Annotated in this window: 16 protein-coding genes; 11 read left to right on the top strand and 5 right to left on the bottom strand. The window is 70.8% G+C overall.

Annotation, left to right across the window (positions count from 1 at the left end; genetic code table 11):
• Window positions 1-47 precede the first annotated feature (47 nt).
• The 7 genes from FFT09_RS13630 to FFT09_RS13600 all read left to right on the top strand — a co-directional run bounded on the left by FFT09_RS13630 (window position 48) and on the right by FFT09_RS13600 (window position 12599).
• Window positions 48-635 (top strand): SACE_7040 family transcriptional regulator, encoded by a 588-nt coding sequence (locus FFT09_RS13630; protein WP_024874814.1) that lies wholly within the window; start codon window positions 48-50, stop codon window positions 633-635.
• Window positions 636-681: 46 nt separating this feature from the next.
• A complete protein-coding gene (locus tag FFT09_RS13625; protein WP_138383201.1) occupies window positions 682-1194 on the top strand; it encodes a hypothetical protein in 513 nt (170 codons plus the stop codon).
• A gap of 99 nt (window positions 1195-1293) precedes the next feature.
• Window positions 1294-2400 (top strand): alanine dehydrogenase, encoded by a 1107-nt coding sequence (ald, locus tag FFT09_RS13620; protein WP_138382916.1) that lies wholly within the window; start codon window positions 1294-1296, stop codon window positions 2398-2400.
• Between the two features lie 336 nt (window positions 2401-2736).
• Entirely contained in the window at window positions 2737-3819 is a 1083-nt protein-coding gene (locus FFT09_RS13615; protein ID WP_138382915.1) for an ABC transporter ATP-binding protein, read from the top strand.
• Complete coding sequence (locus tag FFT09_RS13610; protein ID WP_138382914.1) at window positions 3819-4715, top strand: ABC-2 transporter permease; 897 nt, start codon at window positions 3819-3821, stop codon at window positions 4713-4715. The genes FFT09_RS13615 and FFT09_RS13610 overlap by 1 nt, the downstream gene beginning before the upstream one ends.
• A gap of 26 nt (window positions 4716-4741) precedes the next feature.
• The gene (locus FFT09_RS13605) at window positions 4742-8512 is read left to right on the top strand and encodes an ABC transporter ATP-binding protein (protein WP_138382913.1); all 3771 of its coding nucleotides are present in this window, start codon (window positions 4742-4744) and stop codon (window positions 8510-8512) included.
• A 301-nt stretch (window positions 8513-8813) separates the two neighbouring features.
• The gene (locus FFT09_RS13600; protein ID WP_138382912.1) at window positions 8814-12599 is read left to right on the top strand and encodes a multifunctional oxoglutarate decarboxylase/oxoglutarate dehydrogenase thiamine pyrophosphate-binding subunit/dihydrolipoyllysine-residue succinyltransferase subunit; all 3786 of its coding nucleotides are present in this window, start codon (window positions 8814-8816) and stop codon (window positions 12597-12599) included.
• 87 nt (window positions 12600-12686) lie between these two features.
• On the opposite strand, the gene FFT09_RS13595 is transcribed toward FFT09_RS13600, so the two are convergent.
• Window positions 12687-14252 (bottom strand): S8 family peptidase, encoded by a 1566-nt coding sequence (locus tag FFT09_RS13595; protein WP_138382911.1) that lies wholly within the window; start codon window positions 14250-14252, stop codon window positions 12687-12689.
• A 248-nt stretch (window positions 14253-14500) separates the two neighbouring features.
• Between FFT09_RS13595 and FFT09_RS13590 the strand changes: the two genes are divergently transcribed.
• Complete coding sequence (locus FFT09_RS13590; RefSeq protein WP_138382910.1) at window positions 14501-15916, top strand: bis-aminopropyl spermidine synthase family protein; 1416 nt, start codon at window positions 14501-14503, stop codon at window positions 15914-15916.
• Between the two features lie 11 nt (window positions 15917-15927).
• Here FFT09_RS13590 and FFT09_RS13585 read toward each other — a convergent pair whose 3' ends face one another.
• Together FFT09_RS13585 and FFT09_RS13580 are read right to left on the bottom strand one after the other, a co-directional pair.
• Complete coding sequence (locus FFT09_RS13585) at window positions 15928-16434, bottom strand: hypothetical protein (RefSeq protein ID WP_138382909.1); 507 nt, start codon at window positions 16432-16434, stop codon at window positions 15928-15930.
• Between the two features lie 109 nt (window positions 16435-16543).
• Complete coding sequence (locus FFT09_RS13580) at window positions 16544-17722, bottom strand: NAD(P)-dependent malic enzyme (protein ID WP_138382908.1); 1179 nt, start codon at window positions 17720-17722, stop codon at window positions 16544-16546.
• 340 nt (window positions 17723-18062) lie between these two features.
• Between FFT09_RS13580 and FFT09_RS13575 the strand changes: the two genes are divergently transcribed.
• The 3 genes from FFT09_RS13575 (at window position 18063) to FFT09_RS13565 (ending at window position 19878) form a co-directional block, all read left to right on the top strand.
• Window positions 18063-18689 (top strand): dTDP-4-dehydrorhamnose 3,5-epimerase family protein, encoded by a 627-nt coding sequence (locus FFT09_RS13575; protein WP_081191429.1) that lies wholly within the window; start codon window positions 18063-18065, stop codon window positions 18687-18689.
• Between the two features lie 98 nt (window positions 18690-18787).
• On the top strand, window positions 18788-19363 hold the full coding sequence (locus FFT09_RS13570) for a histidine phosphatase family protein (RefSeq protein ID WP_081191430.1): 576 nt from the start codon (window positions 18788-18790) through the stop codon (window positions 19361-19363).
• A gap of 23 nt (window positions 19364-19386) precedes the next feature.
• Window positions 19387-19878 (top strand): GNAT family N-acetyltransferase, encoded by a 492-nt coding sequence (locus FFT09_RS13565; protein WP_138382907.1) that lies wholly within the window; start codon window positions 19387-19389, stop codon window positions 19876-19878.
• 16 nt (window positions 19879-19894) lie between these two features.
• Here FFT09_RS13565 and FFT09_RS13560 read toward each other — a convergent pair whose 3' ends face one another.
• A complete protein-coding gene (locus tag FFT09_RS13560; protein ID WP_138382906.1) occupies window positions 19895-20740 on the bottom strand; it encodes an ANTAR domain-containing protein in 846 nt (281 codons plus the stop codon).
• Window positions 20737-21117: an STAS domain-containing protein gene (locus FFT09_RS13555; protein WP_167305378.1), complete on the bottom strand. Its 381-nt coding sequence runs from the start codon at window positions 21115-21117 to the stop codon at window positions 20737-20739. Before FFT09_RS13555 ends, FFT09_RS13560 begins: the two co-directional genes overlap by 4 nt.
• Window positions 21118-21324 lie beyond the last annotated feature (207 nt).

Below are 21324 nucleotides of genomic sequence, written 5' to 3'. Positions count from 1 at the left end.
TAGCCGGTTTCGTTAACATTCGCTAACTCCGCCGGTACAGTGTCGGGGTGTCCTCGGTGTCTCCCCTTGTGCGCGGTGAGAAGGCGACCCGCCGCGACCAGATCCTGGCGGCCGCGGCGGAGCTGTTCGCCCGGCACGGGTTCCACGGCGTGGGCATCGACGAGATCGGCTCGGCCGTGGGAATCTCGGGCCCCGCGCTCTACCGGCACTTCCGCAGCAAGGACGCCATGCTGGGCGAGATGCTGACATCGATCAGCCGCTACCTGCTCGACGGCGGCACCGCGCGAGTGGGCGAGGGCGGTTCGCCGGACGAGCTCCTGGCGGGCCTGGTGCGCTTCCATGTCCACTTCGCGCTGTCCCAGCCCGCGCTGATCACGGTGCAGGAACGGAATCTCGCCAATCTCTCCGACGACGACCGCAGGGAGGTCCGCGCTCTCCAGCGCCGCTACGTGGAGGTGTGGGTGAGCGCGCTGCGCGCCGCCGTTCCCGGACTGGACGACGCCAGGGCCCGATCCAGCGCGCATGCCGTGTTCGGGCTCATGAACTCCACTCCGCACAGCCGCCACCTGCCGGACGGCGATCTCGCCGAGCTGCTGTCGGCGCTCGCACTGGGTGCTCTGTACGCCGCGAGGTGACGATCACCCTGGCGGGCGGCATCCAAGCCGCCCCGTGTCGTGTTGGATAGGACCCGTGCTGCCCGACGACGACAACGACGACACCGGAGACCGGGACGCGCTGGTGCGTAAGGCCCAGCGCGCTGTCGTCACGGCCGCGGTCGGGGACGAACAGGACGCGCTCGCCGCGCTCGGTCCCGACGGCGGCCCCGGTGACAGCTCCGAGATCCGTGAGCTGATGCTCCTGCTGTTCGGCGCGTGCAGCGCCATGGTCGCCAGTCTCGGCGACGGCGGCTCCCGGCCGGTGCGCGTCCAGGTGCTCGACGAGAGCGGCGAGGAGGTCTCGATCGACCAGGCGGACCCGCCGATGCGCACCGCGGTACGGACACTGTTGGCCGAGGTCCACGGCAACACCGCCGCCGCCGCCGACCAGGTGGAGATCGCGCTGGCGAACGCGGCGCCGGAGGAGGTGGACAGCCTGGTGCTGGCGGCACTGCACTGGACGGTGCGGCTGGCCACCGAGTGTCTCGACCGCGAGCTGCCGGTGCCGGGCTGGGTGGAGTCCGCGTTCGGCGACTGAGTACGACTGAGCCCGCCGGAGCACGTCGCCGGTTGTGCCCGCGGCCCCGTCACACGCCAGGATGGACGCACACGTTGACCCGCCCACAAGGAGGAGACCGTGCGCATCGGCGTCCCGAAAGAGATCAAGAACCACGAGTACCGCGTGGCGATCACCCCGTCGGGGGTCCACGAACTCGCCCGGCACGGCCACGAGGTGTTCCTGGAGGCGGGCGCCGGAACCGGGTCGTCCATCAGCGACACCGAGTACATCGCGGCGGGGGCGACTGTGCTCGACAAGGCCACCGACGTGTGGGGCGAGGCCGAACTACTGCTCAAGGTGAAGGAACCGATCGGCGCCGAGTACCCGCAGCTGCGCAAGGACCTCGCGTTGTTCACCTACCTGCACCTGGCCGCCGACCGGCCGTTGACGGCCGCGTTGCTCGAAGCGGGGACGACGGCGCTGGCCTACGAGACCGTGCAGGCCGACGACGGCACGCTGCCCCTGCTGGCTCCCATGTCGGAGGTGGCGGGGAGGCTGGCACCCCAGGTGGGAGCGGCGGCGTTGCTGCGGCCCTCCGGCGGGCGCGGGGTGCTTCCGGCCGGTGTTCCCGGCGTCGCGCCCGCGCGGGTGGTGGTCATCGGCGCGGGTGTGGCGGGCCGGGGAGCGGCCCGGATCGCCGTCGGGCTGGGCGCCGACGTGGACCTGCTCGACACCAACCTCGACCGGCTCCGGCAGGTGGACCGGGAGTTCACCGGGCGGGTACGCACGCTGCACTCCACGGCCCTGTCGGTGGAACACGCCGTGACCCAGGCCGACCTCGTGGTCGGCGCAGTGCTCGTGCCGGGCGCGAAGGCGCCGACGCTCGTGCCCCACGACCTCGTGCCGAGGTTGAAGCCGGGCAGTGTCCTGGTGGACGTGTCGATCGACCAGGGCGGCTGTTTCGCCGACTCCCGGCCCACCACCCACGACGATCCGACCTACCGCGTGGGCGAGTCGGTGTTCTACTGCGTCGCGAACATGCCGGGGGCGGTGCCGCGCACCTCGACGTACGCCCTGACCAACGCCACCCTGCCGTACGTGCTGCGGATCGCCGGGTCCGGCTGGCGTGAGGCCGCTCGCGCCGACCCCGCGCTGGCGCACGGGCTGAACACGCACGCGGGGGCGTTGACCAACGACGCGGTGGCCGCGGCGCACGGGCTGCCGTCGGGCCCATCGCCGTTCTGAGCGGCGGCACCGGACGAGGACGAGAAAGAAGGGGCGGCCCGCTCTACCAGCCTGGGGGTCACCGGGAGCGGGCCGCCACCAACCAGCTTAAGCAATATCTTCGGACTTCGCCGCCCGGGGGCGGTGAAGTCGGCCAAGTTTCTTCTTCACACCACCCCAGGCCGACGGGTGAATCGCCCCGTGTGGCCCCGTGACCTCGGTGTCACCTCACGCGGCGTGATGTGTGTCGCTTCCGAATGCCCGGGACGAAACCGATCCCCTCCCGCGACCGTCCCAGTACCCGGTACGGCAGGATGACCCGAGCCACAGCGCACGATCACAACGAAACGAGGCAGCATGCACGACGGCAGCGGCCGCATCGCGGTGCAGAACCTCACCAAGACGTTCGGCGCCGTCACCGCGGTGCAGAACCTGAGCTTCACGGTGGAACCGGGCAGCGTCACGGGGTTTCTGGGACCGAACGGCGCCGGAAAGACGACGACCCTGCGCATGCTGCTCGGTCTCGTCAGGCCGACCGCGGGCACGGCGACCGTCAACGGCAGGCAGCACCACGAGCTCGGGAACCCGGCTCGGGTCGTCGGTTCGGTCCTGGACAACGGCAGCTTCCATCCCAAACGGACAGCCAGGGACCACCTTCGCGTCTACGCCGCGGCCGTGGGCGTCCCGGACAGCCGGGTCGACGAGTTGCTGGGACTGGTGGGCCTCGCTCCCGCAGCGCGCCGGAAGGCGGGCGGGTTCTCGCTCGGCATGCGGCAGCGGCTCGCGCTCGCCACCGCGCTGCTGGGCGATCCGCAGGTGCTGGTGCTCGACGAACCCGCCAACGGCCTCGACCCGGAGGGCATCGCGTGGTTGCGGCAGTTCCTGCGCTCCTTCGCCGCGCAGGGCCGAACCGTGCTGGTGTCGAGCCACCTGCTGTCGGAGGTCGAGCAGACGATCGACCAGGTGGTCATCGTCAGCGCCGGGATGACCCGCTACTTCGGCCCGCTGGAGAATCTGCGGCAGGGCCAGCGCTCCCGGGTGCTGGTGCAGCCCGCCGACGGCGCCGCACTGGCGACGGCGTTGCGGGAGAGCGGCATCACCGAGGTCGAGCCGACGCAGGACGGGCGCGTCGCGGTGGCCGGGGCGAGCCTGCAGCAGATCGGGGACATCGCGGCCAAGTCCGGCATCGCCGTCTACGGCATGGAGGAGCAGAAGGCCGACCTGGAACAGATGTTCTTCCAGCTCACCTCGCCGCAGTACAGCGGTGCGCCGATTCCGGGCCAGCCCCCGGCCGGCCAGCAGGCGCAGTACCAGCAGCAGTCGCCGTACCAGGGCCAGCAGTACCAGCAGCAGTATCAACAGCAGGCGTACCAGCAGCAATACCAGCAACCCGGTCAACAACCGCAGCCGAACCAGGGCTGGGGAGGTCAGCAGCAGTGATGGGCAACCTGATCAAAGCGGAGTTCCGCAAGACACTGAGCCTGAACCTGTGGTGGGCGCTGGCGATCCCGGCCTTCATCGCCGCTCTGGTTTTCGCGCTCAGCTGGGGCAACACGACCAACGACTTCAACGACTTCCTCGGCAGCAGTGACGCCGCGGACCTCGCCGCACTGCTGGGTGTCGAGGTGGGCTCGATGCCGGTGGGTCTGCTGGCGCTGGGGCGCGGCATCAACATCGGGGTGTTCTTCGCCGTCCTGTTCGGGGTGTCGGCACTGGCCGGTGAGTACACCCGCCAGACGATCAGCACCACGTTCCTCACGGCACCCAACCGCGGCGCGGCGCTGTCCGCCAAGATGATCACCTACATCGTCTGGGGACTGCTCTACGGCCTGCTCGTGGTGGTCGCGGCGAGCATCGGCACCGTGATCACCGTGGACAGCAACGGCCTGCCGTCGGCGGGCCAGTGGCTCGGCATCGCGAGCTCCGGCCTGCTCGCCGCGGTGCTCGGAACCCTCTTCGGCATCGGGCTCGGGGCGGTGTGGAACAGCGTCACGGGCCCCACCGTGCTGCTCTGTCTCTGGATGCTGCTCGTCGAGAACGTCCTCGTGATCGTCGGATTCTTCGCGGCCGAGCTGGACTGGCTGGGCGGGATCCTGCCCAACGGCGCGCTCAACGGCATCGTCGGCTCGGTGGGCGCTGAGGCGTTCGGCGCGGTCGGCTCAGAACTCGGCGAGGGCCTCAACCAGATCGACTGGGAGCTGCAGTGGGGTATGCAGTTCTTCGCGGGGGCCCCTGGCGCGTTCTCCTGGTGGGCCTCTGCCCTCGTCTTCTTCGCATGGACCATGCTGTTCTTCGGAGCGGGCTGGGCATCCAACCAGAACCGCGACATCACCTGAAACGGATGGCACCAGAGGGGTCGTGAGTGGAGCGCAGCACACCGACACTGTCACCCACCCACGACCCCGCCCGCCGTCGCGGCTGGATCAGGCGGCTGGCGGCGGCCTGCTGGCGGCATCCCGCGCTGGTGGTGCTCGCACTGGGCGCCGCCGTCGTGGGAGTGGGTCTGCAGGCCGCCACACCCCTGCTGGTGCGGGCGGCCGTGGACGACGCGGTCGAGGGCAGGACGAACCACCTCGTCGCCATCGCGATCGCGCTGGTGGGCCTGAACGTCCTGGCGTTCGGCAGTGCCTTCGCGCGGCGCTACCTCGGTGGCAGGCTGGCACTCGACGTCCAGCACGATCTGCGCCGCGACGTCTTCGCGGCCGTGTCCCGGCTCGACGGCGGCACCCAGGACTCGCTGCGCACGGGCCAGATCGTCTCCCGCGCCATCACCGATCTGCAGCTGGTGACCGGCTTCCTCATGCAGGTACCGCTGTCGGCGGGCTCGGTGGTGTTCGCCCTGCTGGCGCTGGGCGCGATGCTGTGGATGTCGCCACTGCTCACGCTCATCGCGCTGGTGGTGGCACCCGCCGTGGGCATCGTGATCGCGGTGAGCCGGAAGCGGCTGTTTCCCGCGACGTGGTCGGCGCAGCAACGCGCGGCCGACGTCGCCCAGCAGGTGGAGGAGACGGTCACCGGCGTCCGCGTCGTCAAGGGCTTCGGCCAGTCCGCGCGCGAGGTGTCCACCCTGTCCGGGACGGCCCACCGGCTCTACGCGGAACGGCTGCGCTCGGCCCGCCTCGCCGCGGTGCCCACCGCCACCACGGCGGCGTTGCCCGCGGCGGGACAGGTCGCGGTGCTCGCGGTCGGCGGTGTGCTCGCACTGCGCGGCGAGATCAGCCTCGGCACCTTCCTGGCCTTCGCCACCTACGTCTCGGCACTGGTGGGTCCGGCCAGGATGCTGGCGAGCCTCGTGGTGCAGGCGCAGCTGACGCGCGCGGGCGTGGAGCGCGTCAACGAGCTGGTCGACGCGCAACCCGAGGTGGTGGACCCGGAGCAGCCCACGCCGGTGCCGTCGGGGCCTCTCGGTGTCCGTCTCGACGACGTCCGGTTCGGCTACACCCGCACCGAGCCGGTGCTGGACGGGCTGTCGCTGGAGGCCAGACCCGGCGAGACCCTGGCGCTGGTCGGCACCGCCGGTTCGGGCAAGTCGACCGTGTCGCTGCTGCTGCCCCGCTTCTACGACCCGCACGAGGGCGCGGTGCGCCTCGGGGGCGTGGACATCCGTGACCTGGCACTGCGCGAGCTGCGCGGCACCGTCGGGGTCGTGTTCGAGGAGGCGTTCCTCTTCTCCACGTCGGTGCGCGACAACATCGCCTACGGCAGGCCGGACGCCAGCGACGACGAGATCGTGGCCGCGGCCAGGGCCGCCGAGGCCCACGGGTTCATCACCGACCTGCCCGACGGCTACGACACCGAGGTGGGTGAGCGCGGGCTCACGCTGTCCGGCGGCCAGCGGCAGCGGCTCGGCCTGGCACGCGCGCTGCTCACCGATCCCCGTGTGCTGGTGCTCGACGATGCCACCTCGGCGGTGGACACGGTCACCGAGGCGGCGATCCACGACACGCTGCGGGCGGTGACGCGCTCGCGCACGACACTGCTCATCGCCCACCGCCGCTCCACCCTCGCGCTGGCCGACCGCATCGCGGTACTCGACGGCGGCCGGGTGGTCGACGTGGGCACCCACGAGGAGCTGCACGGGCGGTGTGCCCTGTTCCGTGACCTGGTGGCCGGGCCGGGTGACGACGCGGAGGAGATCCACCGCCACGACCTCGTCCCGGACGAGTCCGGCGTCACGCCCGCGCTCTGGCCCATACCGGAGTCCGGCGCGGGTGCCGGCGGTCCCGACGGTGCCGACACCGACGCCGAAACCCACACCGCCGCCCGTGCCGCGCGCGCGGCCGCGGCGGGCGGGGGCCCCGGCGGACGGGCGTCGCTGGACCTGCCGCCCACCCCGGAGCTGCTGGAGCGCGTCCGCGGGTTGCCGGAGGCGACCGGCGACCCGCAGCTCGGTAACGAGGACCCCACCGCCCCGGACCCCGGTTTCCGGCTGCGCGGGCTCCTGCGGCCCGTGCGCACCTTGCTGCTGGCCGTGGTGGCGCTCGTCGGCGTCGACGCCCTCGCGGCGATCGCGGTTCCGGCGCTGTACGAGCGCGGCGTGGACGACGGCGTGCGCGTGGGAGTGGAGTCCGCCGTGTGGATCGCCGCCGGTGTGGGTGCCGTGGTGATCGCGCTCGACTGGCTGGCCGTGTTCGCGCAGACCCGCCTGACCGCGCGCACCGGCGAGTCGGTGCTCTACCTGCTGCGTGTCCGCAGCTACGCGCACCTGCAACGGCTGGGGCTCGACTACTACGAGCGGGAACTGGCCGGGCGCATCATGACCCGCATGACCACCGACGTCGACGCGCTGTCGACGTTCTTGCAGACCGGGCTCGCCACGGCGGTGGTCAGTGTGCTGACGCTGGCGGGCATCAGCGTGGCGCTGCTGGTCACCGACGTCTCGCTGGCACTGGTCGTGTTCGCCGTCCTGCCCGTGCTGCTCGTGGCCACCGTACTGTTCCGGCGCCGTGCCGCGGCCGCCTACTCCGAGGCCAGGGAGCGGGTGAGTGCCGTGAACGCCGACATGCAGGAGAACGTGTCCGGTCTGCGGGTCGCCCAGGCGTACACGCGCGAACAGCGTTCGGCCGAGCAGTTCGCCGACCGCAGCGACGCCTACCGGCGGTCCCGGCTGCGTGCCCAGCGGTACGTGGCGACCTACTTCCCGTTCGTGACGCTGCTGTCGGGTGTCGCCGAGGCCGTGGTGCTCGTGGTCGGCGCCACCCGGGTCGCCGAGGGCACCCTGACCGTCGGTGTGCTCATGGCCTTCCTGCTGTACCTGGGACTCTTCTTCACTCCCGTGCAGCAACTGTCGGGGGTGTTCGACGGCTACCAGCAGGCGAAGGTGGGGCTTCGCCGCATCGGTGACCTGCTGCGGACCCCCACGTCGGTCCCCCCGCCAGCCGACCCGGTACCCGTGCCCGCGCGGTTACGCGGCGAGGTGAGGTTGGACGACGTCGGGTTCCACTACCCGGGCACCGAGACGCCCGCGCTGGCCGACGTGAACCTGCACGTCGCGCCCGGCACCACGGTGGCGCTGGTGGGCGCGACCGGCGCGGGCAAGTCGACGGTGGTCAAGCTGCTAGCCCGGTTCTACGACGCCACGCACGGCCGGGTGTGCCTCGACGGCGTGGACGTGCGCGAGTACGACCTGGAGGCGCTGCGCGGCCGGATCGGGGTGGTGCCGCAGGAGGCGCACCTGTTCTCCGGCACCGTCGCCGACAACGTGCGCTACGGCAGGCCCGGCGCCACCGACGCCGAGGTGGAGGCCGCGGTCCGCGCGGTGGGGGCGCTGGAGGGAGTCGCCGCCCTGCCCGGCGGCTTCCGGCAACAGGTCGGCGAGCGCGGCCGGTCCCTGTCGGCGGGGCAGCGGCAGCTCGTGGCGCTGGCGAGGGCGGAGCTGGTGGACCCGGACGTCCTGCTGCTCGACGAGGCCACCGCGGCGCTCGATCCGGCGACCGAGTCCGTCGTGCTGCGGGCGACCGATCGGCTGGCCTCGGCTCGGACCACGTTCGTCGTCGCGCACCGGCTCGGCACCGCCGCCCGCGCGGACGTCATCGTGGTCCTCGACCACGGCCGGGTGGTGGAGCGCGGAACCCATGCCGAGCTGGTGGCGGCGGGCGGGCGCTACGCCGACCTGTGGCGGCACTCGGAATGACGGCGACGACCTGAGCACCGGCGTGTCCGACGACCGCGTGATCGACCTGGTCGCGCAGGCCGTGCGTACCCTGGGCCCCGGTCTCTGTTAACCGACCGCGAAAGCGGTGCCGGTCGGTGGACGAGCGAGGCCCCGCACCGGTTCGTGAGAGGAACCTCTCTTAATCAATACAGAAGACGCCCGCCATGCTCCACACCACGTCGTGGGCGAGTTCGCTGACACGCGACCAAACCAGGGGGTTAGCCTGGTAGGCGCGAATTCACCAAACCAAGATCGAGACGGATAGAGGCGAGTCCCAGCCGTGTCCAGCAGCAGCCCTGCGTCACAGTTCGGCCCCAACGAGTGGCTCGTCGAGGAGATGTACGACCAGTTCCTCGCCGACCCCTCCTCAGTCGACGCCGCCTGGCATGAGTTCTTTGCCGACTTCACGCCCGCCCAGTCAGCCAAGGCAGCCCAGCCGGGCACGGCCGACCAGGGCAAGCAGGCGTCCCCCAACGGCCAGTCGGCGACACCGGCTGCTGAGACCGCACCGAAGGGGCCGTCCTCGCAGGACGCGAAGCCGGCGCAGACCCGGCCCGCCCCCGCGCCGAAGGACCGGGCGCCGGAGAAGGCGGCGCCGAAGCAGGCCGCCCCAGCCCCCGCCTCCGGCACCGCCCCGCAGCGTAAGCCCTCCGCACCGGAGGCGTCTCACTCCTCGGCCGCGGCGGGCCGGACCGCACCGCCCAAGACCCCCAGCGAGCCCGAGCGCACACCGTTGCGCGGCGCCGCCGCGGCCATCGCCAAGAACATGGACGCCTCCCTGAGCGTCCCCACCGCCACCAGCGTCCGCGCGGTGCCCGCCAAGCTGATGGCGGACAACCGCATCGTCATCAACAACCACCTGAAGCGCACGCGCGGCGGCAAGATCTCCTACACCCACCTCATCGGGTACGCGATGATCCGCGCGCTGCGCGAGTTCCCGAACATCAACCGGCACTACGCGCTCGTGGACGGCAAGGCCAACGCGGTGACGCCCGAGCACGTCAACCTCGGCCTCGCCATCGACATGAAGGGCAAGGACGGGCAGCGAACCCTCGTCGTGGCCTCCATCAAGAACTGCGAGAACATGACGTTCCTCCAGTTCTGGCAGGCCTACGAGGACATGGTCCGCAAGGCGCGGAACAACAAGCTCACCGCCGACGACTTCGCGGGCACCACCATCTCGCTGACCAACCCCGGCGGCATCGGCACGAACCACTCGGTGCCCCGGTTGCAGGCGGGCCAGGGCGCGATCATCGGCGTGGGCGCCATGCAGTACCCCGCGCACTTCGAGGGCACCAGCGAGCGCACCCTGGTCCAGCTCGGCGTCAGCAAGATCATGACGTTGACCTCGACCTACGACCACCGCATCATCCAGGGCGCGGAGTCCGGCGAGTTCCTCAAGCACATCCACGAACTGCTGCTCGGCGGCGAGGGCTTCTACGACGACATCTTCACGTCGCTGCGCCTGCCCTACGAGCCCGTGCGCTGGGTGGAGGACATCCCCGAGGGCGAGATCGACAAGACCGCCCGCGTGCTGGAGCTGATCGACGCCTACCGGATGCGCGGCCACCTGATGGCCGACACCGACCCGCTGAACTACCGGCAGCGCAGGCACGAGGACCTCGACATCCTCTCGCACGGCCTGACCCTGTGGGACCTCGACCGCGAGTTCGCGGTGGGCGGGTTCGCGGGCAAGGAGCGCATGAAGCTGCGCGACGTGCTCGGCGTGCTGCGCGACTCCTACTGCCGCACGGTGGGCGTGGAGTACACCCACATCCTCGACCCCGACGAGCGCCGCTGGATCCAGGAGCGCGTCGAGGTGCCGCACGAGAAGCCCGAGCCGTCGGTGCAGAAGTACGTGCTCTCCAAGCTCAACGCGGCCGAGGCGTTCGAGACCTTCCTGCAGACGAAGTACGTCGGCCAGAAGCGGTTCTCGCTGGAGGGCGGCGAGACCGTGATCCCGCTGCTCGACACGGTGCTGGACAAGGCGGCCGAACACGAGCTCGACGAGGTCGTCATCGGCATGCCGCACCGGGGCAGGCTCAACGTGCTGGCCAACATCGTCGGCAAGCCGATCTCGCAGATCTTCCAGGAGTTCGAGGGCAACCTCGACCCCGGCCAGGCACACGGCTCCGGCGACGTGAAGTACCACCTCGGGGCCGAGGGCAAGTACTTCCGCATGTTCGGTGACGGTGAGACGCGGGTGTCGCTGACGGCGAACCCGTCGCATTTGGAGACCGTGGACCCGGTGCTGGAAGGCATCGTGCGCGCCAAGCAGGACCTGCTCGACAAGGGCGATCGCGACTCGGGCGGCTTCACGGTGCTGCCGGTGCTGCTGCACGGCGACGCCGCGTTCGCGGGGCAGGGCGTGGTGGCCGAGACGCTGAACCTCGCGCTGCTGCGTGGGTACCGCACCGGCGGCACCGTCCACGTGGTCATCAACAACCAGGTCGGGTTCACCACAGCGCCGGAGCACGCCCGTTCCTCGCAGTACGCCACGGACGTCGCGAAGATGATCGGCGCGCCGATCATCCACGTCAACGGCGACGACCCCGAGGCGGCCTACTGGGTGGCGAGCCTCGCCGTGGAGTACCGCCAGGCGTTCAACAAGGACGTCGTGATCGACATGATCTGCTACCGGCGGCGCGGCCACAACGAGGGCGACGACCCCTCGATGACGCAGCCGGCGATGTACGACATCATCGACGCCAAGCGCAGCGTCCGGAAGACCTACACCGAGGCGCTCATCGGCCGAGGCGACATCTCGATGGAGGAGGCCGAGGCCGCGCTGCGCGACTTCTCCAGTCAGCTGGAGCACGTGTTCAACGAGGTCAGGGAGCTGGAGAAGCACCCGATCGCGCCCAGCCCCTCGGTGGAGCAGCGGCAGCAGGTTCCCGCCCAGCTGCCCACCGCCGTGCCCCGCGAGGTCATCGAGCGCATCGGCGACGCGTTCCTCCACCTGCCCGAGGACTTCGCCCCCCACCCCAGGGTCAAGCCGGTGCTGGAACGGCGGCACAAGATGTCGCGTGAGGGCGGCGTCGACTGGGCCTTCGGCGAGCTGCTGGCGTTCGGCTCGCTGGCGGTCGAGGGCAGGCTCGTGCGGCTGTCCGGACAGGACTCGCGGCGTGGCACGTTCACGCAGCGGCACTCGGTGCTCATCGATCGCCGCAGCGGCGAGGAGCACTCCCCGCTACAGCACCTCTCCGAGGATCAGGCCCGCGTGATGATCTACGACTCGGCGCTGTCCGAGTACGCGGCGGTGGGCTTCGAGTACGGCTACTCCGTGGCCAACTCCGAGGCACTGGTCATGTGGGAGGCGCAGTTCGGCGATTTCGTCAACGGCGCGCAGACGGTCATCGACGAGTACATCTCGTCCGGTGAGGCCAAGTGGGGCCAGCTGTCGGACGTGGTGCTGCTCCTGCCCCACGGCCACGAGGGCCAGGGTCCCGACCACACCTCGGGCCGCATCGAGCGTTTCCTCGCGCTGTGCGCGGAACACTCGATGACGGTGGCGGTGCCGTCCACGCCCGCGAACTACTTCCACCTGCTGCGCAGGCACGCTCTCGACGGTGTGAACCGGCCGCTGATCGTGTTCACGCCGAAGTCGATGCTGCGCAACAAGGCGGCGACCTCGGCGGTGGAGGACTTCACCGGCGACTCGAAGTTCCTCTCGGTGATCGGCGACTCGACGGTCGAGCCGGGCAAGGTCCGCAAGGTGCTGCTCACCTCGGGCAAGCTGTACTGGGAACTGGTCGCCGAGCGGGCCAAGCGCGAGGCCGACGACGTGGCCGTCGTGCGCGTCGAGCAGTACTACCCGCTGCCCAAGAAGAAGCTCATCGACGAGATGCAGCGCTACACCGGAGCCAGCGAGGTCGTCTGGGTCCAGGAGGAGCCGGAGAACCAGGGCGCCTGGCCGTTCTTCGGGCTCAACCTGCCCCGCAAGCTGTCGGAGGCGTTCTCGAACCTTCAGGTCGTGGCACGCAGGCCGATGGCCGCCCCGTCGGCGGGCTCGTCGAAGGTCCACGAGGTCGAGCAGAAGGCACTCATCGCGAAGGCGTTCGAGTAAGAGCCCCTGACACGACATGACCCGTCCGCACCGGGCAGCAGGGGCACCGGTGCGGACGGGAGTCGGGTTACTGGACTAGACCCTCGGTCACGGGGTGAGCGTCCAGCTGTTGATGTAGCCGGTGTCGCCGTAGTAGACGTCGGTCACCCGCAGCTGCCAGTCACCGTCGGCGGGCGAGCCGGAGGCGTCGACCGTGTAGGTCTCGATGACGTTGTCGGCGGAGTCCCAGCCCGAGTTCTTCAACCGGTGCGAGGTGCCGTCGGGCGCCACCAGATCGATCTGCAGGTCACCGCGGTAGGTGTGGCGGATGTCCACGTCCACCGTCGTGGTGCTCGACGCGGCACGGTCGCAACCGCTGACGGTCACCGAGCTGGTCGAAGTCCGGCCGTCGTTGATCGCCACGTTGCTGCCGTTGGTGACCGGGTCGCAGTCGGTCGGCTCGGGGTCGGGACCCGGGTCGGTGCCGCCCTCACCGGTGTAGAGCAGCACGTTGGGCGAGCCGCTGCCCGGGTTGCCCACGGCGCCACTCGTGCCGTTGTCCACGAGCGCGTCCCGCACCTGCTGCGGGGACGCCGACGGGTTGTCGGCCAGGTACAGCGCGGCCCCGCCCGCGACGTGCGGGGTGGCCATCGACGTTCCGCTGATCGTGTTGGAGTCGCTGTCGCTGCCGATCCACGCCGAGGTGATGTTGCTGCCGGGCGCGAAGATGTCGACACAGCTACCGATGTTGGAGAAGCTCGACCGCGCGTCGGTGCTGGTGGTGGAGCCGACCGTGATCGCCTCCTCCGTCCGGGCGGGCGAGGTGTTGCAGGCGTCGGCGCCGTAGTCGTTGCCCGCGGCCAGCGCGTACGTGACACCCGCGTCGATCGAGCGGCGCACGGCGTCGTCCACGGCGGTGGAGGCGCCCCCGCCCAGGCTCATGTTCGCCACGGCGGGGCCGCTGGCGTTCTCGGTGACCCAGTCGATCCCGGCGATGACGCCGTCGTAGCTACCGGAGCCCTGGCAGTCGAGCACGCGGACGCCGATCAGCTCGACGCCCTTGGCGACGCCGTACTCACTGCCGCCGACGGTACCGGCGACGTGCGTGCCGTGACCGTTGCAGTCGTCCGAGTTGGAGTCGTTGTCGACGAAGTCGTAGCCGTGCCGCGCGCGGCCGTCGAAGTCGTCGTGCGAGATCCGGATGCCGGTGTCGATGATGTACGCCTCCACGTTCGACGCGGTGGTGGCGTAGCTGTAGTTGTCGTCCAGCGGCAGGTCACGCTGGTCGATCCGGTCCAGGCCCCAGGACGGCGGGTTGGGCTGGTCGGCCATCGTGTGGAACACGCGGTTCTGCTCCACGTAGGCGACCGCGGGATCACCCGCGGCACGCTTGGCCTCGGCCTCGCTCATCGTCCCGGAGAAGCCATTGAGCGCCCGGTCGTAGACGTGTTTCACGTCCGCGCCGTGCCGGTCGGCGACGTCGGTGACCGACGAACCGTTCTGCAGCACGACGATGTAGCTGTTGTCGATGGCTCCCTCGGCGTCGGTGCCCAGGATGGTGCCTTCCTGCGCGGACGCGGGAAGGTTCGCTCCCAGCGCCGCGACCATGGCGATCCCCGCGGTGAGTCCGGCTCCCGCAAGTGATCTGCCGTTGAACTGACGGTACCCTCGCACGATCTCCTCCTCGACGTTCCGGTGAACGTGGCGGTCAACGTAAGCGCGCGACCGGCACCGCGAAAGCTCTTGTCTCAGCCGGACAAAAGAGGTAACTGGGACGTCTGGTACCGGTGAAACCACCGACGAACCACCCGCTTGGTCCGGGCCGAAAGTAGGGTCGTCGCCCTACTTCGGACGCGGGCCGTTCGCCCTGCCCGGCCGCCCTGGCCCCTGGTCGGCATCGCGGATTCTCTAGGCTCGTCGGCGTGGATTCCCGTGTCGACGCCCAGAAGTACCGCCTGGCCATCGGGCTGCTCGCCGCGCGGTGGCAGGAGTTCGACGAGCTCGTGCGCGCCACCGCGCTGCCCCGCCGCTCGGCGGAGGAACTGCTGGCCGAACTCGGCGACGACCTCGAACGCGAGGGCTCGGCGGTACGGCTACGACCCGGCGTCGCCGAGGGATACCGGGGCACGGCGAGTGGTCCGGCTACGGCTTCCGTGGCGGACCCGGCCAAGGTGCTCGCGCGCATCGAGCGGCACCTCGCCGAGGTCCCGCCGCCACTGCCCGCGCTCGACCACGTCCAGGCCACCGCCGACACGGTGTTGCGCCGCGCGACGTGGTTGGACGAGCACTACGACCTCGGCCGGGCGCGGCTCGTCTTCGTCGGCGACCACGACCTGACGTCGCTGGCCGTCCACGAACTGCGCCCCGACGCCGACCTCGCCGTGGTCGACGTCGACGACCGCGTGCTGGCTCATGTGGACCGGCGCGGCGGCGGAGGCATCCTGACCGTACACGCGGACCTGCGCTTCGGGCTGCCCCGCGCGGTGGCCGGGCGGGCGGACGTCGTGTTCAGCGATCCGCCCTACACACCGGAGGGCATGACGCTGTTCGCGGCACGCGCGATCGAATGCCTCGCCGATCCCCCGGCAGGCCGGGTGGTGCTGGCCTACGGCTACAGCGCGCGCCACCCGACGCTGGGCAGGCAGACGCAGCGCGCGCTGCTGGGCCTCGGCCTGACGTTCGAGGCGATCCTGCCGGGTTTCCACCGCTACCACGGCGCGCAGGCCATCGGCAGCGCGGCGGACCTCTACGTCTGCCATCCCACCTCCCGCGCTCGGAAGAAGAGCACACCGGAGCGGGCGATCTACACGCACGGCCCGGCCTCGGTGGAGTCGGCGGCGGGCAAGGCGGCGGAGGCGGCCCGGACCGCGCTGGTCGAACTCGCCGGGCAGGGCGGTCGGCACGTCACGACCGCGGGCCCGGACTACTCCAAGCCGATCACGGCCGAGCACGACACGGCGCTGGCACTGGACCTGGGTGAGGACCCGGGGCCCTGGCTGGTTCGGGTCCTGCTGGCCGCGGGCGCCGCGCGAGTGGCGGTGCTGTTGCCCAACGCGCACCCCGACCTCGGCGACGCCGCCTCCCAGTCGGCACTGAAGGCGCTGCTGGCCCCCAAGTACCGGTTACGGCTGTTGCGCAGCACCCCCGACGCCACGCATGCGGTGGTCCTCGCCGAACGCCGGGAGGACGCCGGCGACTCGGCAGCGCACGCGGTCTGGACCCGTGCGCACGCCCGCCTGGGCAACGTCTGGCCGCAGGCTCCCGCCGAACTCGCGGACCTGCGACTGATCGATCTGCCCCGGCACCGCATCGTGGACGTGCTGCGCCTGCTGGACTGAACTCGCGTTCCTCAGAACCGGCGGCTCGCGGGCAGCGCCATGAGCAACAGCGTGACCGCGCCGAGCAGCATGCTCAGCAGCCCGAGCTCACCTTCCGACAGCGCGAGCGCCACGATGTTCAGCACGACACCGACCCCGGCGGCGACGAACAGGACCATGGTCTTCATCTTGAGCGCCATGACGCCACCCCAGATGTAGACACCGCCCACGACCAGCGAGACCAGGCCGAGCACGGTCACGATGGTGCCGATGTTCGTCCCGGTTTCGAATGTGGTCTCCAGGTCACCGACGACGGCGCCGCCGAGAATCCACAGCAGACCACCGATGATCTCGAAGCCGGACGTGACGAACCCGAGCACGGCGGCAGCGGTGAGAGTGCCCGGCCGCTCGCGACGCATACCGCTGATGTCGCTCGCGGCCGGACTCGCCGGCAGCGGGTTCGCCGTGGGCATGGGGGGCATGCCCGGCTGCTGCTGCGGCTCCTGCGGGAAGCCGGGACCATTCTGGCCTACCGACATCGTTCTCCTTTGAAACGGGCAACACGCGGGGTGCTGCTGACGTATGGACGCCGCAGCATAACCCGCGGGCATGACACGCCGTACCCGAATAGGTGAACGAGTCGGAATCTCAGCTCGCGGGCACCGTGGCGACCCCGCCGGACTCGGCCGCCTTCGCCACGGCGGCCGCCACTTCGGGGGCCACCCTGGGGTCGAGCGGACTCGGCACGATGCGGTCGGCGGCCAGTGAATCCGCCGCCACCGAGGCGATCGCGTCGGCCGCCGCGAGCTTCATCTCGTCGGTGATCGCGGTGGCTCCCGCGTCGAGCGCGCCCCGGAAGACCCCGGGAAACGCCAGCACGTTGTTGATCTGGTTCGGGAAGTCGCTGCGGCCCGTGGCCACCACCGTCGCGTACCGCGCGGCGACGTCCGGATGCACCTCCGGGTCCGGATTGGACAACGCGAACACCACCGGGTCCGGCGCCATGCGTGAGAGCAGTTCGCCGTCCACCGTGGAGCTGGACAGCCCCACGAACACGTCCGCTCCCTGCAGCGCCTCGGCCAGGCCGCCACGCAGTCCCCGCCGGTTGGTGATCTCGGCGAGTTCCTCCTTCACCGGGTTCAGGTGTTCGCGACCGGAATGGATGATGCCGCGCGAGTCCAGCACCGTCACGTCACCGGCTCCCGCCGCGCGCAGGATCTTGGCGCAGGCCACCCCTGCCGATCCGGCACCCGAGATGACGATTCGCTGGTCCCGCACCGCACGATCCAGCACCAGGTTGGCCCCGCGCAGCGCCGCCAGCACCACGATCGCCGTGCCGTGCTGGTCGTCGTGCATCACGGGGCAGTCCAGTGCCTCGATGAGCCGGGCCTCCAGCTCGAAGCAGCGCGGCGCCGACACGTCCTCCAGGTTCACCGCACCGAACGAGGGCCGCAGCCGCACGAGCGTCTCGACGATCTCGTCGACGTCCGTGGTGTCGAGCACCAGCGGAATCGAGTCGAGGCCCGCGAAGGTTTTGAACAGCACCGACTTGCCCTCCATCACCGGCAGCGAGGCCCTCGCCCCGATGTCGCCGAGGCCGAGCACGGCCGTGCCGTCGCTCACCACGGCGACGAGGCGGTCGGCCCACGTGTAGCGCGAGGCCAGTGCGGGCTCGTCGGCGATGGCGCGGCTGACCTTCGCCACACCGGGCGTGTAGGCGATCGAGAGGTCACGCGCCTGCGTGAGGGGCCGGGTGGCGGACACGGAGAGCTTGCCGCCCTCGTGGCCGCGGAAAACGTCTTCGTCGCTCACATGAGCTGGGGACACGTCAATCTCCCTGACAGGGCGGGGACGCGCACAAGCCGTCCCCGAGGTGGGGTTCCTCCACGCGGCGGGGCGGGCGCTGTAGCGCACCCCGCCGTCGGGGCGTCCGTCGGGGCCCGTGGCGAGGTGGGTCGGAGGACACCGTGGCCGGCATGGCCCCGTAGCCGTGGACGCGGCGGTGGGGTCAGTGTGACAGCACGAGTGCCGGTCGTGTCGCCGGGGTGCGGTTGAGATCACAGCGGAATACGTCCTTTCGGCTGGTCAGCGAGCCAATAGCAAGACGTCCGTCCGGCTTGTGTGGCCCCGGGCGGCGCGGCGAGCCCACCTCTCTAAGCTGTCGGGCATGGACGTGCGCGAGCTGGCGGTGCCCGACGCCTACGAGTTCGTTCCGCCGACCTTCCCCGATCGCCGTGGGCTGTTCGCCGCTCCCTACCAGCAGGGCCCATTCGTCGAGGCGATCGGCCACCCACTCGCCGTGGCGCAGACGAACAACAGCGTGTCCTGCCGGGGCACCGTCCGGGGAATCCACTTCCGCGACACCCCGCCCGGCCAGGCCAAGTACATCTACTGCTCGCGCGGCGCGTTGCTCGACATCGTCGTCGACGTCCGCGTCGGGTCACCCACCTTCGGCACGTGGGACGCCGTCCGGCTGGACAGCACCAGCCTGCACTGCGTCTACCTCGCCGAGGGCCTCGGCCACGCCTTCCTCGCGTTGGAGGACGACACCGTCATGACGTACCTGTGCTCCACCGGGTACGCGCCCGCCGCTGAGCACGGCATCACGCCGCTCGACCCGGAGCTGGGCCTGCCGTGGCCGTCGGACATGGAACTGGTGCTCTCGGACCGCGACACCGCCGCCCCGACGCTCGCCCAGGCCGAAGCCGACGGCCTGCTGCCGGACTACCGGGACTGCGTCGCCCGCTACGAGCGGTTGCGCAAGGCCGAGAGCGCCGGGAGCACCACGGGCTGAGCCGACCGCGCCACTCACTCCACCGGGTGGTGGGCGCCCGACCGGTCCACCGGGCCGACCACCCTGTCGGTCCGCAGGACAGCGACTATATTGCAGGCGTGCACCAGCACCATCTGTTCCTGCTGCGCCATGCCCTGACCGAGTGGGCCACGGCAGGCCGGACCGACCCACCGCTGACCGCCGTCGGTGAGCGGCAGGCCCACGCGGCCGGACGCACCTACGCTCTGATGTCCGACGACTCCCCCGCGCTCGTACTGAGCAGCCCCCGGCGCGCGACCCTGCGCACCGCCGAGCTCGCCGGTCTCGCGGTGTCCGGCACCAGCGACGACCTCGTCGAGTGGGACTACGGCAACTTCGAAGGGCTGACCGCCGCCGAGATCAGCGAGCGCGAACCGGGCTGGAGCGTGTGGTCCCATCCCGTACCCGGTGGCGAAGCCGCCGAGCACGTCGAGCGCAGGGCCGACGCGCTGCTCGACCGGGTGCGCGACGCGCTGCCCGAGCGCCCGGTGGCGCTCGTGGTCCACGGAGACTTCGGCCGGGTGCTGGTCGCCCGCTGGCTCGGCCTGCCCGCGACGGCGGGAGGGTGCTTCGGGCTCGACCCCGCCAGCCTCACCATGCTCGGGTCACGGGGCGAGCTGTCGCAGCTGCTGCACCTCAACGTCCCCCCGTCCTGACCCGTCCCGACCGGAAGGTATCCGTGGATTCCCGCATCCGCCGTGTCCGTGAGTCCGATGTGGACACCGTCGTGGAGCTCGTCCACGACCTCGCCGAGTACGAGAAGGCACCACAGGAATGCCACCTCACCGCCGAGGGGCTGCGCTCCGCGCTGTTCGGCGAGAGCCCCGCGCTCTACGGACATGTCGCCGAGGTGGGCGGCGAGGTCGTCGGGTTCACGCTGTGGTTTCTCAACTTCTCCACCTGGCGCGGGGTCCACGGCATCTACCTCGAGGACCTGTACGTGTGCCCCGAACTGCGCGGCACCGGGCTGGGCAGAGCACTGCTGGCGGCGTTGGCCGAGGAGTGCGCCGACCGCGGCTACGGCCGCCTCGAATGGTGGGTGCTGAACTGGAACCCGGCCGTCGAGTTCTACACCTCGCTCGGGGCCAGGCCGATGGACGAGTGGACCGTCTACCGGCTGGCCGACGAGCCACTGACCGCGCTGGCGGAGCAGGCGCGCCAGGCGGGCTGAGCAGAGCTGAGCGCCGTTACTCCGCCTCCGGCGGGCCGAGTTCGGTGTGCCTGCGCGCCAGCTCGGTGGCGAGGTCGACGAGCTTGACGTTGAGGTTCTGCGACGTCCTGCGCAGCACCGCGAACGCCTCGTCCGCCCCGATTCCCCTGCGCTGCATGAGAATGCCCTTCGCCTGCCCGATCACGTCGCGGCTGTCGACGGCCGCGCGTAGTTGCTGGCCCTCCAGCTCCGCCGAGGTGACCGCCGCCGTGTGCGCGAGCGCGAGCGAGGCATGACTGGCGAGCAGCAACAACACGTCCCGGTCGGTGTCGGACAGGCCCGCGGGCGCGAAGGAGTACAGGTTCAGCGCGCCGGACAGTTCGGGGGGCCGGTGGTTCATCGGGATCGCCGTGGCCAGCACCGCCCGCATGCCCAGGTCCGCCGCGGCGGGCCCGAACCTCGGCCAGCGCTGCTCGGTCAGCAGTTCGGGACTGACCACCCAGCCCGGCCCGTCGGGGCGGGCGCACTCGACGCAGGGGCCCTCGTGGGAGTCGTACTGCACGCTGTCCAGCTTCTCGGCCACCCGATCCGTGGCCACCGGGGTGTGGAACGCGCCGTCGCCGTCGCGCAACGTGACGCTGGCGACGTCCACACCGGGCACCAGCACCGCGGCCGTCGCCACGATCTGCCGCAGGACCTCCTCGACACTGCCCGCGTCGAGCAACCTGCGCGTCAGCGCCGCCGACTGTTCCGCGAGCCCAACCCACGCCGTGGACGTCTCACCGCCGACGTCGAGCCGTCTGTCCTGCCCGTCCCGCTCGGCCGGCCCGTCCACCGTCACCTCGGCCCCGTTCCGGTCCGTTCCCGCACTACTAGCCGTCATTCGCCGCTCCCGGCCGCCGCGGCAGGCGCGACCTCGCGCACCACATCCTCGAGGGAGCCCTCGCCCCGCACACCCAGCTGGGCGTCCAGACCGGTGAGCTGAATCGGGCGCAGCACCGTCCTGCTCGTGGCGCGCACCCGCAGCGCCGTCCCCCGCGTTCGGCACAGTTCGGAGAGCCCGACCAGCATGCTCAACCCGCTCGACGCCAGAAAGGTCAGCCCTTCCAGGTCGACCACCAGGGCGGTTCCGGCTGAGGAACACAGTTCCCTGAGCCGGGGCTCGCACTGCTGCACGGCCAGCAGGTCGAGTTCACCGGTGAGCCACACCACGGTCACGTCGCCACGGCGTTCGGTGCGTACGGGGTTGGTCTGCGTCACGAGGTCTCCTCCTCCGGGCGGCGCCACCACGACACGATGGCGAGGGGGACGGCGGGCTGCTCGACGAGCGCCGACGGCAGCTCGCTCGCGGTGGGCGAGACCGTGACGCGGCTTCGGGGCAGCCTGACAGAGGCGGCTGCTTCCTGAACCGCTCGCGGAATTATAGCCGGAGGACGAAACCATGATCGCCCACTAGTCCCCCGGTAG

It is taken from the genome of Saccharomonospora piscinae, assembly GCF_005862235.1.
GTDB classification, from domain to species: Bacteria; Actinomycetota; Actinomycetes; order Mycobacteriales; family Pseudonocardiaceae; genus Saccharomonospora; species Saccharomonospora piscinae.
The sequence above is the reverse complement of the archived record's forward strand: the minus strand, read 5'-3'. Positions and strand labels throughout refer to the sequence as shown.

Excerpts from the sequence above, each read along its gene's own strand:
- FFT09_RS13615 (WP_138382915.1), top strand. The coding sequence starts at position 2,737 with ATGCACGACGGCAGCGGCCGCATCGCGGTGCAGAACCTCACCAAGACG.
- FFT09_RS13610 (WP_138382914.1), top strand. The coding sequence starts at position 3,819 with ATGGGCAACCTGATCAAAGCGGAGTTCCGCAAGACACTGAGCCTGAAC.
- FFT09_RS13585 (WP_138382909.1), bottom strand. The coding sequence starts at position 16,434 with ATGTCGGTAGGCCAGAATGGTCCCGGCTTCCCGCAGGAGCCGCAGCAG.
- FFT09_RS13575 (WP_081191429.1), top strand. The coding sequence starts at position 18,063 with ATGGACGTGCGCGAGCTGGCGGTGCCCGACGCCTACGAGTTCGTTCCG.
- FFT09_RS13560 (WP_138382906.1), bottom strand. The coding sequence starts at position 20,740 with ATGACGGCTAGTAGTGCGGGAACGGACCGGAACGGGGCCGAGGTGACG.